This is a genomic window from Undibacterium sp. TJN25 (genome assembly GCF_049339885.1).
GTDB lineage: Bacteria > Pseudomonadota > Gammaproteobacteria > Burkholderiales > Burkholderiaceae_D > Undibacterium.
Genome location: NZ_JBMPPM010000003.1, coordinates 566,145 through 582,041 on the forward strand (window position 1 = coordinate 566,145; position 15,897 = coordinate 582,041).

Genomic DNA, 15,897 nt, shown 5'->3' on the forward strand with positions numbered 1-15,897 from the left:
TCCATGAGCATGCCCGAAGCCGATAAAAAACCTGCGCTCTTTTCCGAGCCGCAGGTAAGCCTGACACGGCGCGCCGATGGCGCCATCTTCCTTGAGTCGCCGATGCCGCTGCAAGCGCACGCGCGCTGCCTGGGCGAATATTTGGAGCACTGGGCTGCAGAAACGCCGGACCGCGGCTTCATCCTGGAGCGCAATGGCGAAGGGCGCTGGACCGGTGTGACGTTTGCGCAGGCGCGCGAGCGTATTTACCGCATTGCGAGCTGGCTGCTCCGCCGCAATATCGGGCCTGAACGTCCAGTAGTGGTGTTGTCGGATAACAGCGTGGAGCATGCGATGCTGATGCTGGCGTGCATGCACATCGGCATTCCCTATTCGGCGATTTCTCCTGCGTATTCGGTGGTGTCGAAAGACCATGCTAAGTTGAAAAGCCTGGTCAGGCGACTGGACCCTTCGGTGATCTACGTGGCAGATGCCGCGTTGTTCGCCGGTGCGCTGGCGGCGATTGAGGGTTTGCATGAAGCGACTGTCGTCGTTGCCGACGGCAAATTACCACCCGCCGGCGGCGTCGGTTTCTCGCGCTTGCTGACGCATCTCGATGAAGCAGCCGTTGCAGAAAAATATGCGGACGTCGGTGCGGATACCGTGGCAAAGATATTGTTCACATCGGGCTCCACCAGCGAGCCCAAGGGTGTGATCAATACCCAGCGTATGCTGTGCTCCAACCAGCAAGGCAAGCTGCAGGTATGGCCCTTCCTGAAACAGACGCCGCCGGTGCTGCTGGACTGGCTGCCGTGGAACCATACTTTCGGCAGCAACCACAATTTCAACCTGATCCTGGCCAACGGCGGCACGCTGTATCTGGATGCAGGCAAGCCGGTGCCGGGTTTGTTTGACATCAGCATCGCCAACTTGCGCGATGTGGCGCCGACGATGTACCTGAACGTGCCGCGCGGCTTCGATATGCTGGTGCCGATACTGCGCAGCGACGCCGCTTTGCGCGAACGGTTCTTTTCCCGGCTGCAGGTGATTTTCTATGCGGCGGCAGCGTTGCCGCAGCATCTTTGGGAAGCACTGGAGGAAATTTCAATGCAGGAGCTGGGCTATGTAATACCGATGGTGACGGCCTGGGGATCGACGGAAACCGCACCGCTGGCAACCGATTGCAACTTCCAGGCAGAACGCTCTGGCGTCATCGGCCTGCCAATTCCAGGCGTTACGCTGAAACTGTTGCCCTGCGGCGAAAAGCTGGAAGTCCGCGTCAAGGGGCCGAACATCACGCCCGGCTACTACAAGCAGCCGGAGCTGTCGGCCAAGGTATTCGACGAAGACGGCTTCTACATCATGGGCGATGCAGTGCGCTTTGTGGATGAGAAAAAACCGGAGCTGGGCCTGTTCTTCGATGGCCGCGTCGCTGAAGATTTCAAGCTGACGACGGGAACCTGGGTCAGCGTCGGGGCGCTGCGCCTGCGCGTGATAGAAAAAATGGCGCCGCTGCTGCAGGATGCCATCATCGCCGGGCATGACCGCAACGATATTCGCTTGCTGCTGTTGCCCAATATCGCTGCCTGCCGCAGGCTCGCGGGCATGGCGGACGATGCACCGCTGGCAGACGTGTTTGCGCATCAGTCGGTACGCACCCATGTGCGCCAAGGTATGGAAGAAGTGCGGCGCACCGGCAGCGGATCATCCACCTATGCGACGCATGCTTTGTTCATGGAGCAAGTCTTGTCCGTGGACGGCAATGAAATTACCGACAAGGGTTATGTGAACCAGGCCGCAGTATTGCGCAATCGCCCTGAACTGGTGGATCGGCTTTATGCGGATATTCACGATAGTGGAGTGATAGGCCTGTAAGTTCAAAGAATGCAGCGAAATAGGGCGAAATGAATGCGGTCTACTACAATGTGCCTTTGAAATTAAAAATAGAGCATCGACTATGCCGGATCGCAAGGGAAACATGAAAAAAACTGCGGCGGAAGACACTGTCAAGACCGTTAAGGTGGCGGGCAAGAGTATTCAGCGTGGAGGAAGGCAGCAACAGGCGGCAGACAAGCTGGTGGACAAGTCCGGCGCGGTGGAAACCGCGGAGCTGTCGATGCAGCTGGGCCAGCGTGTGCGTTCGGCACGGGCTGCACGCGCGATGACGATGAAACAGCTGGCGTCCGAATCCGGCATTTCCCTGCCCTATCTGTCGCGGGTGGAAAAGGGTGACGGCAATATTTCGATTGCGGTGCTGTACAGGCTGGCGATGGCGCTGAACCTGCCGATTGAAAATCTGCTGGCCGATAACGAGCGCTACGGCAGCAACTACGCGCTGGTCGTGGAATTGCTGAAGCGGCAATCGCCGGAGCAACTGGCGGAGATACGGCGCGTGCTGGTTGAGCATGTGTCCGGCAGGAAGGGCGGCGGCGCGCCGCCGCGCAAGGTGGCGCTGATAGGTTTGCGCGGCGCCGGAAAATCTACGCTGGGGCCGTTGCTTGCGGCCAAATTGAAAGTGCCGTTTGTTGAGCTGAACCGAGAGATTGAACAGGAAGCGGGCATCACGCTGAATGAAATCTTCTGGATCTACGGGCAGGCCGGCTATCGCAGGCTGGAACAGCGCTGCCTGGAACGCGTCATCGCGACTTATCCGGAAGTGGTGCTGGCAACCGGCGGCGGTATCGTGGCGGAACCGGCAACATTTGAACTGCTGCAGCACTCGTTTTACAACGTATGGCTGAAGGCCCGGCCCGAAGAGCATTTTGCCAGGGTGATGGCGCAGCATGACGCGCGCATCGCCAGCCCGCAGCTGAAACAAGAGGCGATGGAAAACATCCTGCGCACGCTGGAAGCGCGCGAAAGCGCCTATCAGCTCGCGCATCTTACCGTGCAGACTTCAGACAGGAGCGTGGCTGAGACGGTCAAGGAACTGACGGCCCTGCTGGCGCCCCGCAAGGCCTGAGTAAGCACACTGAGTACAAAAACGAACACAGAAATGGATGCAAGATGGATACACCTGTAAAACGCGTTGCCGTGGTCGGCACCGGCGTTATCGGCGCCAGCTGGGTTGCCTATTTTTTGGCCCAGGGCCTGGATGTATCGGCAACGGACCCGATGCCGGGCGCAGAAGAAAAACTGCGCAAGACGGTAGAGCGCCACTGGCCGACGATGGAGAAGCTGGGCCTGGCAGCCGGTGCATCACCCGACAGGCTGACTTTTTATCCTGAACTGGAAGCGGCCTTGCAGGGTGTCGACTTCGTACAGGAAAACGGCCCGGAGCGGGAAGACCTGAAGATAGAGCTGTTCCGCCGCATGGATGCGGCACTGCCGGCGCATGTGGTGCTGGCATCGAGTTCCTCCGGCCTGCTGATGAGCAGGGTGCAGGCCGCCTGCGCGCATCCGGGCAGGGTGGTATTGGGCCATCCGTTCAATCCGCCGCACATGATACCGCTGGTGGAAGTGATAGGCGGTGAGCAGACTTCGCAGCAGGCGGTGGATACGGCGATGGCGTTCTATGCCGCAATCGGCAAACGCCCCATCCATCCGCGCAAGGAAGTAAAGGGCCATATCGCCAACCGTTTGCAGGCTGCGCTGTGGCGCGAGGCTTTCCACCTGGTAGACCAGGGCGTCGCATCGGTCGGCGATATCGATACCGCGATTGCCTATGGCCCCGGCTTGCGCTGGGCGCTGATGGGCCCTTTCCTGAACCTGCACCTGTCGGGCGGCGAAGGCGGCATCCGCCATCTGCTGGATCACCTGGGTCCACCGATAGAGAGCTGGTGGGCCGACCTCGGCACGCCGTCGATCACCGAGGAACTGAAGCAAAAAATTACCGCTGGCGTGCAGGAAGAATTACAGGGCAGGCAATCCGGGCTGCTGGAGTCTGAGCGCGACCACCTGCTGATCGGCCTGATCGATGCCAAAGCCGCATCGAAAACCCTGCCTTAGTATTCATAAAAGATTGCCAGCATGAACCAGCAACAAGCCACAGAAAACCTGCGTATCGAGACGAACGGCGATATCGCCATCGTATCGCTGGCCCGTGCGGCCAAGCGCAATGCACTGAATGACGCCACGATACGCGAGCTGCAAGCCTATTTTGAAACACTGGACGCCGGCTTCAAGGCGGTCGTGATACAGGGCGACGGCGAGCATTTTTGCGCCGGGCTGGATTTGTCCGAGGTGCGCGGCCGCAGTGCGGCAGAGGCGATGTTCCATTCGCGCTCCTGGCATCATGCATTCGAGCGCATACAGTTCGGCCGGGTGCCGGTCATTTCGGTGCTGAAAGGCGCCGTGGTCGGCGGTGGACTGGAGTTGGCGGCGGCGACCCATATCCGTATTGCCGAATCGACTTCCTTTTATGCGCTGCCTGAAGGGCAACGCGGCCTGTTCGTCGGCGGCGGCGGCTCGGTGCGCATTCCGCGCCTGGTTGGCGTGGCTTGCATGACGGACATGATGCTGACCGGCCGTGTGTTGAATGCAGAGGAGGGCCTCAGGGCGGGCGTCTCCCAGTATCTGGTGGCACCGGGAGAAGGCCTGGGCAAGGCAATGGAGCTGGCGCAAAAAGTGGTTGGCAACGCGCCGCTGACCAATTACGGCGTGCTGCACGTATTGCCGCGTGTTGTCGAGCAATCCATACAGGACGGCATGGTGACGGAAGCGCTGATGGCAGCCGTTGCACAGAGCGACCCCGATACGCAGCAGCGGCTGGCGGCATTTGTCGACCTGAAAACAAACAAGGTCAGGCCGGCCAGCTGACAAAACACTTTGCGGTATTGCTTCAATGCATCATAATTAAAAGAAGCCTGTTCTGCAGAGCCTGACCATGCCAACGCATGGCATATCCATAAAACCACGAAGGAGACTTGTATGAAAAAACTCGCCATTCTCGGCCTCGCCCCATTGGCGGCAGCACTGTTCGCCGCTGCTGTCCCTGCACAGGCACAGACCGCCACCAAGGACGCCGCCGTGGCGCTGGTGGATAAAGCGGTGGCCGATGTCAAGAAAAAAGGCGTGGAAGCCGCCTGCAAGGATTTTGCCGATCCTAACGGCGGCTACATCCAGGGAGAGCTGTATGTGTTCGTGCAGGACATGCAGGCCAAAATGATCTGTCATGCAACCAATGCCAAAATGAATGGCAAGGACTTGTCGCAGCTGAAAGATGCGGACGGCAAGCAATTCTCCAAGGCGATGGCCGATCTGGCCCAGTCCAAGGGGGCGGGCTGGGTGGATTACCAGTGGGTCAACCCGGTGACAAAGCAGATAGAACCGAAGACTTCATACATCAAGCGCGTCAGCGACGATGTCTTTCTCGGTGTAGGCATCTACCGCAAGTAAGACGCCCGCGCATAAAACAGACAGGCCGGAATCTTCGAAAGATTCCGGCCTGTCTGTTTTGTGCGCCTGCTTTAAACGCTGAGATACCTAGATGCTGAGATACTTAGACACCGAGATACTGCTTCAGCGAGTCTTCCGCCGCTGCCAGCCCGGCTGATTCGCCGGCCAGCACGATACGCCCTTTTTCCAGCACCACGGCCTGGTCGGTCTGCGCCAGCACCGCACGGAAATTGCGGTCGACGATCAGCGTGCTGATGCCGGATTCGGCGATCTGCCGCACGACGCGCCAGATTTCCTTGACGATCAGCGGCGCCAAGCCTTCGGTTGCTTCATCCAGCACCATCAGTTCCGGGTTGGTCATCAGCGCGCGGCCTATCGCGACCATCTGCTGTTCGCCACCGGACAACTGCTGGCCGCCATGGTCCAGCCTTTCGCGCAGCCGCGGGAAGGTGTCCAACACCCTGTCGTAGCTCCAGTCCTGCCTGCCGCTGGGGCCGGCGCGCGCGCTCATCTGCAGGTTTTCGCGCACCGACAGGTTGGGGAAGATGCCGCGTCCTTCCGGCACGTAGCCTATGCCCAGCCTGGCCATGCGTTCCGGCGCCTGTCCGGTGACATCGCGGCCTTTCCAGGCGATGCTGCCGGAGGCTGCCGGCACATAGCCCATCAGCGTGCGGATCAGCGTGGTCTTGCCCATGCCGTTGCGGCCGAGCAGACCCACCGACTGGCCGGGTGCTATCTTCAGGTCCACGTCGTGCAGGATATGGCTTTCGCCGTAATAGGTATTGATCGCTTGTATCTGCAGCATGTCAGCCTCAGTGCACATGCGCATCGCCGAGATAGGCGAGCTGCACGTCGGGGTTATTGCGTATTTCGCCGGGTGCCGCACTGGCGATGACCTGGCCGTTGACCATGACCGTGATATGGTCGGCGATGCGGAAGACTGCGTCCATGTCGTGCTCCACCAGCAGCACCGCATGTGCTTGTTTCAATTGCTCCAGCATGGCCAGCATGCGTTCTGTTTCCTCGGCGCCCATGCCGGCCAGAGGTTCGTCCAGCAGCAGCACGCGTGGCGCGGTAGCCAGGCACATGGCAATTTCCAGCTGTCTTTGCTGGCCGTGGCTGAGGCTGCCGGCCGGCGTATGCGCCATGCGCGCCAGCCCGGCGGCTTCCATGGCAGCGTGCGCGCGTTCCAGGCTGGCGGTGCAGGCCGATGCCGCCTGCCATAACGCCCAGGGGCGCTGCAGCGATGCCTGGGCCGCCAGCCGGCAATTTTCCAGCACGTCGAAGCTGTGGAAGATCGTCGTGCGCTGATAGCTGCGGCCCACGCCCGCGCGCGCGCGTTTCGGCTGCGACCAGCGACTGATATCGGCACCTTCAAACGCGATGCTGCCGCCGGAAGGGGCAATTTCACCGGACAGCATATTGATCAGCGTCGATTTGCCGGCGCCATTGGTCCCGATGACTGCATGCACCTGGCCGACGTGCAGATCGACGGAGACGGCATCCACCGCAGTCAGGCCGCCGAAGCGGCGCGTCAGGCCCTCGGCCCTCAGCAAGGGGGCAGAGGATGGCATATCAGGCATGGTGTCCTCCCGCGGATATAGTCGTTTTTTTGCTGCGTTTCCGGCTCTTGCCTGTACTCCTGCGGCCCAGGCCTATCAGGCCATTTGGCAGGAAGGCGACAAACAGGATCATGGTCACGCCCAGGCTCAGCTGCCAGTGCTGCGCAAAGCCGGCGAAAACCGCCTCCGACGAATAGAATTCTTTCAGCAGGATAAAGGCAATCGCACCAAGCACGGCGCCGCGCAGGCTGCCCAGCCCGCCCAGGATGATCATCAGCAGCACCGCGCCGGACTCATGCCAGGACAGCATTTCAGGATTGACGACGCCGGTCCTGGCTGCCATCAGGAAACCGGCCAGCCCGGCCAGCATGCCGGCGATGACGAAAGCCGCCAGCTTGTAGCCGTAGGTGCGGTAGCCGGCGGCGCGCATGCGCTGCTCATTGATGCGGATGCCGGCCAGTGCGCGGCCGAAGCGGGAGCGCAAGATCATCGCCAGCAACAGGTAGCTTGCCGCGAGACTGCCCAGCGCGAAGAAGAAAAAGTGGCGCGGCAACTCCAGGTCAACCAGCATGAAGCCGCTGACGGCCAGCGCAGGCCGGCTGGTCAGGTAGATGCCATCGCTGCCTCCGGCGATGCCGGTATCGTGGAAGATAAAGAAGGCCATCTGTGCAAAGGCCAGCGTCACCATGATGAAATACACGCCCTTGGTGCGCAGACTCAATGCACCGACGAACAGCGCATAGCAGCCGGCTGCCAGCATCGCCGCCGGCAGCATCAGCAAGATGGCGCCGGGGCCGTTGTCGGGCAGCATCAGCGCGGTCGCGTAGGCGGCAACACCGAAAAAAGCCGCATGGCCAAGGCTGATCAGGCCGGTCGTGCCGACCAGCAGCTCCAGGCTGAGCGCGAAAATGGCATAGATGATGATTTTGACTGCCAGATCCTGTGCGTATTCGCTCAGCAGCAGCGGCAGCAGGCCGGTTGCTAGCAGTGCCAGCACCGGAAGCAACCATGCGCCCGATGTTTTGGGCGGCTTGGGTAGCGCGGCCAGGCTTAATGGAATGCTCATGCTCAATACCCCTTGCTTTTCAGGCCCTGCGGCCGCCAGATCAGGATGACCGCCATCAGCAGGTACACACTGAGGCCACTGTACTGTGCAAAAAGGACCTTGCCGAAGGTATCGACAAAACCGACCAGCAATGCGGCGATCAGTGCGCCGGAGATGGAGCCTATGCCGCCGATCACGACGACGACAAAGCAGATGATCAGGATTTGCCCGCCCATGCCGGGGTACACCGATGTCACCGGCGCGGCAATCATGCCGGCCAGCGCCGCCAGCGCGACACCGGCGGCAAACACGATACGGTACAGCAGACGGATATTGATGCCCAGGCCGCGCACCATGTCGCGGTTGCTGGCGCCGGCACGTATCATCATGCCCAGCCGCGTGCGGTTAACGACGTAGTACAGGCCTATCGCGACGACGATGCAGGTTGCCGATGCGAACAGGTTATAGACCGGATACTTCATCAGGTCGCCCAGCGGGATGGCGCCGGACAGCCATTCAGGCAATTTCACGCCATGCACGTCGTTGCCGGCCAGGAGGCTGCGCAACTCCTCGAACACCAGGATCAGCGAATAGGTCATCAGCACCTGCTGCAAATGGTCGCGCTGGTACAGGTAGCTGAAGAATACCCATTCCAGCACGAAGCCGAATACCACCGACAGCGCCACGCCTGCCGCCATCTGCAACAGGAACTGGCCGCCGAACAGCGGCGCCAGCGCATACGCCATATAGGCGCCCAGCATGTAGAAGCTGCCGTGCGCCAGGTTGATGACGCCCATGATGCCGAAAATCAGCGTCAGCCCGCTGGCCACGAGAAACAACAAGAGTCCGTACTGAACCGCGTTCAGGCACTGGACGAGAAAGGTAAAAAATTCCATGAAATTCCTGATCTGCGGTGGAACGGCAAGCCGTCAGCGGGGCGGGCAATGTGGCGAGTAGTCCGCACATTGCCTGCGGCCCGCGCGCTACATCTTGCAGCCCTTGGCCGGATCGGCCAGCGCCTTGATGGCTACGCCCTGCAGCTCGTTCAGCTTGCCTTTGACCTGGCGCAGGTAGATATCCTGCACCGGATTATGCGCTGCGGACAGCGTGAACTTTCCGCGTGGGCTGTCCACCTGGCTGCCTGCCATGCCGGCAATGACCTTGTCGCGGTTCTTGATATCGCCGCCGGCAGCCTTCAGGCCTGCCCCCAGCAGCTGTGCCGCATCGTAACCCTGCACCGCGTACACATCCGCATTGGTTTTATAGGTCTTTGCAAAATTCAGGCGGAAGGCATTGTCGCGTGGCGTATTCAGGTTGTCGGCATAGTGCAGCGTCGTCGTCAGTCCTTGCGCCGCGGCGCCTTGTGCTTCTATCGTGCCATCGGTCAGGAAGCCGGGACCGTACAATGGTATGGTCTTGTTCAGGCCTGCCGCGACATAATCCTTGACGAACTTGACTGCGCCGCCGCCGGCAAAGAATGCATAAACGGCATCCGGCTTCTGCGCCGCGATCTCGGTCAGCAAAGCCTGGAATTCCACGTTGGGAAAGGCCAGCGTCAGGTTTTGGGTGACCTTGCCGCCACCTTTTTCAAAGCCGTCTACAAACCCCTTGGCCGATTCATTGCCTGCCGCATAGTTCCACGTGATCGTCATCGCTTTCTTGTGCCCGTTCTTGGCAGCGACGACACCCATCGCATAAGCGGGTTGCCAGTTGGTGAAGGAGGTGCGGAATACGTTCTTGGCGCACATTGCACCGGTGATGGCGTCCGCTCCCGCATTGGGCACAATCAGCAGCGTATTGGTCTCGCGCGCCACCTTGGCCATCGCCAGCGCCACGCCGGAATGCACGGTGCCGACCAGCACATCCACCTGGTCGCGCTTGATCAGCTTGTTGACGTTGTCGGTCGCTTTGGCGGGATCGGATTCATCATCCACCTTGAAGTACTGGATTTCACGTCCGGCCAGTTTGCCGCCCTGCTCGGCGACATACAGCTTGAAGCCGTTCTCTATCATTTCGCCCAGGTTGGCATAGGTGCCGGTGGCCGGCAGCATCAGTCCAACCTTGATCGGTGCTGTCTGTGCCTGCGCAGGGTATGCGAACAGCGCGGTGGAACATGCCAGTGCTGCCGCCAGCGCGCTAATGTTGATCTTCATCTCGTCTCCTTTTATGTGCAATAGGTTACTACTGCGTATTGTCGTCATACTGCCGCTATGTTGCGGCTATGTCTTGGAAGCTGCTGCTGTTGCTGAGGCCGTCTTGATAAACTGTGCTGCCTTGCTGCCCAGGGCTTCCGGCTGGTCGCGATGAGGAGAGTGTCCGCATTGGGGAATAACCTGCAATACCGTATGTGGAACCTTCTCCTGTATGCCGCCGATCTGCGCCAGCGTGCCGTACTCGTCGTCTTCGCCCTGCGCCGCAAGCACGGGGCAGGTGATGGTGTGTAGCCTGTCCTCTATGTTCCACCAACGAAATTCGGGGTCCAGCCATACGTCGTTCCAGCCCCAGAAGGCCGAATCGACATCGCTGTGGTAGCGTGCCAGCCGCTCGCGCAGGCCGCCGGTGAGGTAAGCCTCGCGCGCTTCGCGGATCGCCGCTACCGTCATGTCCTCGACAAAGATATGCGGCGCCACGACCACGATGCCGCTGACCGCATCGGGAAATCGCGCCGCATACAGCAATGCAATCGAGCCGCCGTCGCTGTGGCCGAACAGCCAGGGTTTTTCCACGCCCAGTTGCTGCAGGAAACCAGGCAGTACATCCGCCGCCTGCTGCTGCATGAAGTCTACCGGGAAACGGTCTTCCGCCGGTCTGGCGGTGGACTGTCCATAACCATAACGGGAAAATACCAGGCCCGTGAAGCCGTGGCGGCGGCAAAACTGCTCCGGAAAATCCTTCCACAGCGAGATCGATCCCAGCCCTTCGTGCAGGAACACTATGACAGGGAATGCGGATTCATTGACGCCTACCCATTGATATTCCAGACTGAGCAGCTGGCCCCGCCAGCTCAGTTCGGCAAAGCGACTCTGCCGGTCCCGTTCCGCCGCCGTACTGATTGCAATGGTTGCACTGGTCGTATCCATCGTTACTGCGCTTCCGCCGAACGCAGCTTGAAGCGCTGTATCTTGCCGGTCGCGGTCTTCGGCAGTTGCGGCACGAAAGAAATATCGCGCGGATATTTATGCGGCGCCAGGCGCGTCTTGACGAATAGCTTCAGGTCGTCCGCCAGTTCGCTGCATGCCTTGTCTGGATGCCGCAGCACGACAAAGGCCTTGGTTTTGGTCAGGCCGTCGGCATCCGGCACACCGATGACCGCGCACTCCAGCACAGCATCATGGCCCATCAGTGCGGATTCGACTTCTATCGGCGATACGTACTGCCCGCTGACCTTCAGCATGTCGTCGCTGCGGCCTGCATAGGTGTAGTAACCGTTGGTATCGATGGAATATTTATCCCCGCTCTTGACCCAGTCGCCGACGAAGGTGGCGCGGCTCTTTTCGCGGTTGGCCCAGTACAGCAGGGCGGCACTCGGGCCGCGTATGAACAGGTCGCCGATCTCGCCCTGCGGCACCGCCTTGCCGGCTTCGTCGCGCAATTCGAGCTGATAGCCAGGCACTGGCGTGCCGGTGGAGCCGTAGTGCACGTCGCCCTCGCGGTTGGACAGGAAGATGTGCAGCATCTCGGTAGAGCCCAGCCCGTCCAGGATGTGACAATTGAAATGGCCATGGAACTTTTCGCCGACTTCCTTGGATAATGCTTCACCAGCGGATGCGCAGATGCGCAACGCGACTTCATCCCTGGGGGGCAGGCCGTCCGCTGCCAGCATGGCGACATATAGCGTGGGCACACCGGCAAACACGGTAGGTTTATGCTCGACCAGGCGCTTGAATACCGCCTGAGGGGTAGGGCGCTCGGCCATCAGCACCGTTGTTGCGCCTACACTGAGCGGAAAGGTCAGGCCGTTGCCCAGTCCGTAGGCAAAAAACAGCTTGGCGGCGGAAAATACCAGGTCGGATTCACGGATGCCGAGTATGGGTTTGCCGTACAGCTCTGCCGTCCAGAACAGGTTCGCATGCGAATGCACGGTGCCCTTGGGGCGGCCGGTCGAGCCGGATGAATACAGCCAGAAGGCAAAATCATCGGCGCGGGTTTTCGCAAATTCCTGTGGCGCAAGCGGCGTGCCGTCGAGCAGGTCGGCAAAGTCCGTGGTGCCCGGTATGGCGGTGCCGCCATGTCCGGAGATGATGATTTTCGGCTGTTGCTCCAGCGGCGCCAATGCTTCCTGCACAATGGACCACAAGGCCGCGGAGGCGATGACTGTGCTGGCGCTGCTATGCTCCAGCATGTAGGTGTAATCGGCTGCCGGCAGCAGCGTATTGACGGGTACCGGCACCACGCCGGCCAGCATCGCGCCCAGCAGGGCGACCGGCATGTCCACCGTATCCTGCATGACCAGCAGGATGCGTTCTTCGCGGTGCACGCCGAAACGTTTCAGCCCGGCGGCGAATTTGCGCGCGCGCAATTCCAGTTCGCCATAGCTGATGCTTTGCGTATCATCGATATAGGCGAGCTTGCCGGCGCGGTCCCGGTTCAGGTCCAGGATATTCCGGGCAAAATTGAATTGCTCCGGGAGCTTGGGCTCGGGCACCCCTTCAGGCACGAATACAGGCACCGGTGCCGGTACCGATGCCGGTGTCGTTTCTAATATTGCTGCTTGGTCCATTGCTGTCTCCTCCAACTTCCTGGCAAACCTGCCGCTGGGTGTAGCCGCCTTGTTATCGACAGTATTTATACTGTCCAGGCTTTGGCTGTTGCGGACAAATTCTCTAATGTCTGTGCCGATCCCTGTATCGCGCTGCGGCGGTGGTAGAAGGCCAGCGCGCGCAATCCGCCCAGTTCTTCACCGCCGCCGGCACGTCCGGGGCCGCCGTGGATGGAACCCGGCATCACGTTGCCATGGCCGGTCTGGGTTTTCGCAACTTCGGGTGTCACCGTATGCACGCGGCCGTGCGAGGCGGCGAGTGCCTGCGCGGTAGTGGCCAGCCAAGCTGCATCTTCACTGAAGGCGGAAGCGACCAGCGAACCCAGGCCGCGGTGCGCCAGTTCCAGCGCATGTGCGGTGTCGCGGTAACCCAGCAGCGTCGATACCGGCCCGAATACCTCATGGTCATGCACCAGAGCGGCCTGGTCTGCATCCTGCACGCCGAACAGTGTCGGCGAAACGCAGGCGGCAACCGCCGGGTCGGCATCCACTAGTGGCTGGCTAGAACCGTCGTACAAGGTTTTTGCTTCGCTGGCGAGCTTGCGTATACCAGCCTGTACGTTGTCGTATTGCTCCCTGCTGACCAGCGAGCCCATGCGCACTTCTTCATTGCGCGGATTGCCGACCTTGATCTGCGCCAGCCTGGCGGAAACCGCCTCGGCCACTTCGCCATAGACCGAGGAAGGAACCAGCGCCCGGCGCGTGGCCGTGCAGCGCTGGCCACTCTTGGTGCTCATCTCGCGCACCAGTTCATTGACGTAGGCGTCGAAGGAGGCACTACCTGGTACTGCATCAGGTCCGAGCATCGAACAGTTCAGGCTGTCGGCTTCTATATTGGTCCTGACCGAATGGCGCGCCACCGCATCATGCGAGCGGATCGCCACGGCGGTGTCGGCAGAGCCGGTGAAGGACAGCACATCGAAGGGCCGCAACTGGTCCAGCAGGCCGGCGGAGCTGCCGCAGACGATGGACAGCGCGCCTGCGGGCAAGATGCCCGCCGCGATTACATCGGCGACCATGCGATGCGTGAGCCAGGCAGTGACCGTAGCAGGTTTGACGATAACCGGCACACCCGACAGCAGCGCCGGCGCCGCTTTTTCCCACAGCCCCCACGAAGGGAAGTTGAAGGCGTTGATGAATAGGGCCACGCCGCGTGCTGGCGTCAGAATATGCTGTGCCTGGAACAGCTTGTCCTTGGAGTAGATGGCGGGCGTGCCGTCCAGCAGTGTCCTGGCGTCGCCCAGGCTTGCGCCCAGCTTGGCGTAATAGCCTAGCGTAAAGCAGCCGCCTTCTATATCGACGGCGGAATCGGCCTTGGTCGTGCCCGAGTTGGCCAGCGAGATATCGTAATAGGCATCCCTATTGGCCTGCAGTACTTTGAGCACCTGGTCCAGCATGGCGGCGCGCTCACCGTACGTCATGGCCTGCAAGGCGGCGGCGCCTTTACTGCGGGCAAATTCAAAGCCGGCTTCCAGGCCGGTCGCTCGGCCGCCGGTGCTGGCGATATGTTCGCCGGTAACGGGGTCGCGCAGCAGGTTGGCGGCATCGGCTTGCGCCTGCCATTCGCCACTGAGGTAGTTATGCAGATAATTGCTCATGGTTGTCCGTTCTTTCAGAAAGTGGGCGGCGCGCTATACGGATCAGGCGGCTGCGGTGAACTGGATGGCGCCCTGCGGCAGCAGATACAGCACGAAGGCGCGTCCCCGGCTGACGGTGGGGCGGTGCGCGCTGCCGGCTTCATAGACACACCATCCGGCCGGGTGGCCGTCAAACAGTGCATCTTTGGTCAGCGGCATGATCAGGTCGATCTCGCCGTTGGGGTGGCTATGGTGGGGGCCGGCGATGTCGCTCATATCCACGACATCGACGCTGAAGCCGTGCGTTGCGTCGCTGGGTTTGATGACCCTGCCATAGCGTATGCCGCCGCCTTCATGCTTGCACATCCAGCCTTCATTGGTGCCGCTGACGCAGGCATCGAAAATGGCGTCGTAAATAGGACTGCCGGGCCCGTGTTCCGCGTTAAGGTGCGCTTCGAGGGCGGCGCCAAGCGGGATGCCTGCTATTTCTTCCGTCAGGCGGGCGATAAGTTTTTGAAAAGCCGGCGCGTCCATCGTTTACAATCTCCTGATTTTTGCATCTATAGTGCATTCAGTTTTTTAAAAACTGCACTGAAAGTGCAATTTCGTTAAAGTGTAGGTGTAATATGTTGCATGTGTCAAGCAGCGATGCATGTTATATTTCATCAAGCGATCGTCAACTCTGGAAACGCAGTGCATGAATGACTTAAGTAATAACGGCGCCGGCGACATGCCTGCCGGCGAATTGCAGGGGGAGGCCAGGGACCTCTTTTTAATTGCGCTGGGAGATCGGCTGCGCGCGCTCAGGTCGCGCCGCGGGCTCACGCGCAAGGCGCTGGCGCGGCTGGCCAATGTGTCTGAACGGCATCTTGCCAACGTGGAATCCGGCGTCGGCAATGCATCGATACAATTCCTGCGGCAGCTAACCGCCGTGCTCAATTGCACGCTGGCCGAAATGATAGGCGACGAGACCGCGACCTCGCCCGAATGGCTGATGATCCGGGAGATCCTGCGTGGCCGGTCCGATATCGAACTGGCGCAGGCGCGCGCCGCGCTGTCCGGCGTGTTTGAGACGCCGACCAGCGAAAAGTCGCGTCGCCAGCGCGTGGCGCTGATAGGCTTGCGCGGTGCCGGCAAGTCGTCGATAGGGCGCATGCTGGCAGACCGCTGGGTGGTCCCCTTCATAGAGCTGAACCGGCAGATAGAGACGCTGGCTGGCTGCAGCGTGGCCGAGATTCATGCGCTGTATGGGCAAAATGCCTATCGCCGCTATGAGTTCAGGGCGCTGGAAGATGCTATACAGCGTTTTCCGCAGGCAGTGATCGCGACGCCGGGTGGCATCGTATCCGACCCCGCCACCTTCAACCTGCTGCTGTCGCACTGCTATACAGTATGGCTGAAAGCCTCACCGGAAGAGCATATGGGCCGTGTGGTGGCGCAGGGCGATACGCGCCCGATGTCGGGCAACCGCGAAGCGATGCAGGACCTGAAGGAAATCATCCAGAGCCGCACACCTTTCTATTCCAAGGCCGACGAGACCTTCGACACCAGCGACATGACGCAGGAAGGCGCCTTCCTGGCGCTGGACGATCAATTGCGCTCGATGGCGCTGTCAAAATAATCTCCCCCTCCGCGGGA

At 60.6% G+C, this 15,897-nt stretch carries 15 protein-coding genes; 6 read left to right on the forward strand and 9 right to left on the reverse strand.

Translation table 11 applies throughout. The features are described from left to right. The first annotated feature begins 3 nt into the window (after positions 1–3). From ACO0LO_RS09485 to ACO0LO_RS09505, 5 genes are all read left to right on the forward strand, one after another. On the forward strand, positions 4–1,854 hold the full coding sequence (locus tag ACO0LO_RS09485) for a feruloyl-CoA synthase (protein ID WP_422963966.1): 1,851 nt from the start codon (positions 4–6) through the stop codon (positions 1,852–1,854). Between the two features lie 103 nt (positions 1,855–1,957). Beyond that, positions 1,958–2,941: a helix-turn-helix transcriptional regulator gene (locus ACO0LO_RS09490; RefSeq protein ID WP_422963967.1), complete on the forward strand. Its 984-nt coding sequence runs from the start codon at positions 1,958–1,960 to the stop codon at positions 2,939–2,941. A gap of 44 nt (positions 2,942–2,985) precedes the next feature. After that, positions 2,986–3,927 carry a 3-hydroxyacyl-CoA dehydrogenase NAD-binding domain-containing protein gene (locus ACO0LO_RS09495; protein ID WP_422963968.1) on the forward strand — a complete coding sequence of 314 codons (942 nt, stop codon included), beginning with the start codon at positions 2,986–2,988 and terminating at the stop codon, positions 3,925–3,927. Between the two features lie 21 nt (positions 3,928–3,948). After that, the gene (locus ACO0LO_RS09500) at positions 3,949–4,737 is read left to right on the forward strand and encodes a crotonase/enoyl-CoA hydratase family protein (RefSeq protein WP_422963969.1); all 789 of its coding nucleotides are present in this window, start codon (positions 3,949–3,951) and stop codon (positions 4,735–4,737) included. Positions 4,738–4,848: 111 nt separating this feature from the next. Further along, complete coding sequence (locus tag ACO0LO_RS09505; protein ID WP_422963970.1) at positions 4,849–5,316, forward strand: cache domain-containing protein; 468 nt, start codon at positions 4,849–4,851, stop codon at positions 5,314–5,316. Positions 5,317–5,419: 103 nt separating this feature from the next. On the opposite strand, the gene ACO0LO_RS09510 is transcribed toward ACO0LO_RS09505, so the two are convergent. From ACO0LO_RS09510 to ACO0LO_RS09550, 9 genes are all read right to left on the reverse strand, one after another. Then, positions 5,420–6,121: an ABC transporter ATP-binding protein gene (locus ACO0LO_RS09510; protein ID WP_422963971.1), complete on the reverse strand. Its 702-nt coding sequence runs from the start codon at positions 6,119–6,121 to the stop codon at positions 5,420–5,422. A gap of 7 nt (positions 6,122–6,128) precedes the next feature. Next, positions 6,129–6,899, reverse strand: a complete 771-nt coding sequence (locus tag ACO0LO_RS09515) for an ABC transporter ATP-binding protein (RefSeq protein ID WP_422963972.1) — start codon at positions 6,897–6,899, stop codon at positions 6,129–6,131. Beyond that, on the reverse strand, positions 6,892–7,944 hold the full coding sequence (locus tag ACO0LO_RS09520; RefSeq protein WP_422963973.1) for a branched-chain amino acid ABC transporter permease: 1,053 nt from the start codon (positions 7,942–7,944) through the stop codon (positions 6,892–6,894). Before ACO0LO_RS09520 ends, ACO0LO_RS09515 begins: the two co-directional genes overlap by 8 nt. Before the next feature lie 2 nt (positions 7,945–7,946). Next, positions 7,947–8,819, reverse strand: coding sequence for a branched-chain amino acid ABC transporter permease (locus ACO0LO_RS09525; RefSeq protein WP_422963974.1), 873 nt, complete (start codon positions 8,817–8,819; stop codon positions 7,947–7,949). Between the two features lie 87 nt (positions 8,820–8,906). Next, positions 8,907–10,076 carry an ABC transporter substrate-binding protein gene (locus ACO0LO_RS09530; protein ID WP_422963975.1) on the reverse strand — a complete coding sequence of 390 codons (1,170 nt, stop codon included), beginning with the start codon at positions 10,074–10,076 and terminating at the stop codon, positions 8,907–8,909. A gap of 66 nt (positions 10,077–10,142) precedes the next feature. Continuing rightward, positions 10,143–11,003, reverse strand: a complete 861-nt coding sequence (locus ACO0LO_RS09535; RefSeq protein ID WP_422963976.1) for an alpha/beta fold hydrolase — start codon at positions 11,001–11,003, stop codon at positions 10,143–10,145. Positions 11,004–11,005: 2 nt separating this feature from the next. Continuing rightward, positions 11,006–12,643, reverse strand: a complete 1,638-nt coding sequence (locus tag ACO0LO_RS09540) for a benzoate-CoA ligase family protein (protein ID WP_422963977.1) — start codon at positions 12,641–12,643, stop codon at positions 11,006–11,008. A 65-nt stretch (positions 12,644–12,708) separates the two neighbouring features. After that, positions 12,709–14,280: a 3,4-dehydroadipyl-CoA semialdehyde dehydrogenase gene (locus ACO0LO_RS09545; RefSeq protein ID WP_422963978.1), complete on the reverse strand. Its 1,572-nt coding sequence runs from the start codon at positions 14,278–14,280 to the stop codon at positions 12,709–12,711. A 42-nt stretch (positions 14,281–14,322) separates the two neighbouring features. Next, positions 14,323–14,793 carry a DUF4863 family protein gene (locus ACO0LO_RS09550; protein WP_422963979.1) on the reverse strand — a complete coding sequence of 157 codons (471 nt, stop codon included), beginning with the start codon at positions 14,791–14,793 and terminating at the stop codon, positions 14,323–14,325. Positions 14,794–14,956: 163 nt separating this feature from the next. Here ACO0LO_RS09550 and ACO0LO_RS09555 point away from each other — a divergent pair, with 163 nt between their 5' ends. Continuing rightward, positions 14,957–15,880, forward strand: coding sequence for a helix-turn-helix transcriptional regulator (locus ACO0LO_RS09555; RefSeq protein ID WP_422963980.1), 924 nt, complete (start codon positions 14,957–14,959; stop codon positions 15,878–15,880). Positions 15,881–15,897 lie beyond the last annotated feature (17 nt).

Coding starts and splice junctions, on each gene's coding strand:
- ACO0LO_RS09485 (WP_422963966.1), top strand. CDS start 4: ATGAGCATGCCCGAAGCCGATAAAAAACCTGCGCTCTTTTCCGAGCCG.
- ACO0LO_RS09555 (WP_422963980.1), top strand. CDS start 14,957: ATGAATGACTTAAGTAATAACGGCGCCGGCGACATGCCTGCCGGCGAA.
- ACO0LO_RS09530 (WP_422963975.1), bottom strand. CDS start 10,076: ATGAAGATCAACATTAGCGCGCTGGCGGCAGCACTGGCATGTTCCACC.
- ACO0LO_RS09510 (WP_422963971.1), bottom strand. CDS start 6,121: ATGCTGCAGATACAAGCGATCAATACCTATTACGGCGAAAGCCATATC.
- ACO0LO_RS09495 (WP_422963968.1), top strand. CDS start 2,986: ATGGATACACCTGTAAAACGCGTTGCCGTGGTCGGCACCGGCGTTATC.
- ACO0LO_RS09545 (WP_422963978.1), bottom strand. CDS start 14,280: ATGAGCAATTATCTGCATAACTACCTCAGTGGCGAATGGCAGGCGCAA.
- ACO0LO_RS09550 (WP_422963979.1), bottom strand. CDS start 14,793: ATGGACGCGCCGGCTTTTCAAAAACTTATCGCCCGCCTGACGGAAGAA.
- ACO0LO_RS09515 (WP_422963972.1), bottom strand. CDS start 6,899: ATGCCTGATATGCCATCCTCTGCCCCCTTGCTGAGGGCCGAGGGCCTG.
- ACO0LO_RS09535 (WP_422963976.1), bottom strand. CDS start 11,003: ATGGATACGACCAGTGCAACCATTGCAATCAGTACGGCGGCGGAACGG.
- ACO0LO_RS09505 (WP_422963970.1), top strand. CDS start 4,849: ATGAAAAAACTCGCCATTCTCGGCCTCGCCCCATTGGCGGCAGCACTG.
- ACO0LO_RS09490 (WP_422963967.1), top strand. CDS start 1,958: ATGAAAAAAACTGCGGCGGAAGACACTGTCAAGACCGTTAAGGTGGCG.
- ACO0LO_RS09525 (WP_422963974.1), bottom strand. CDS start 8,819: ATGGAATTTTTTACCTTTCTCGTCCAGTGCCTGAACGCGGTTCAGTAC.
- ACO0LO_RS09500 (WP_422963969.1), top strand. CDS start 3,949: ATGAACCAGCAACAAGCCACAGAAAACCTGCGTATCGAGACGAACGGC.
- ACO0LO_RS09520 (WP_422963973.1), bottom strand. CDS start 7,944: ATGAGCATTCCATTAAGCCTGGCCGCGCTACCCAAGCCGCCCAAAACA.
- ACO0LO_RS09540 (WP_422963977.1), bottom strand. CDS start 12,643: ATGGACCAAGCAGCAATATTAGAAACGACACCGGCATCGGTACCGGCA.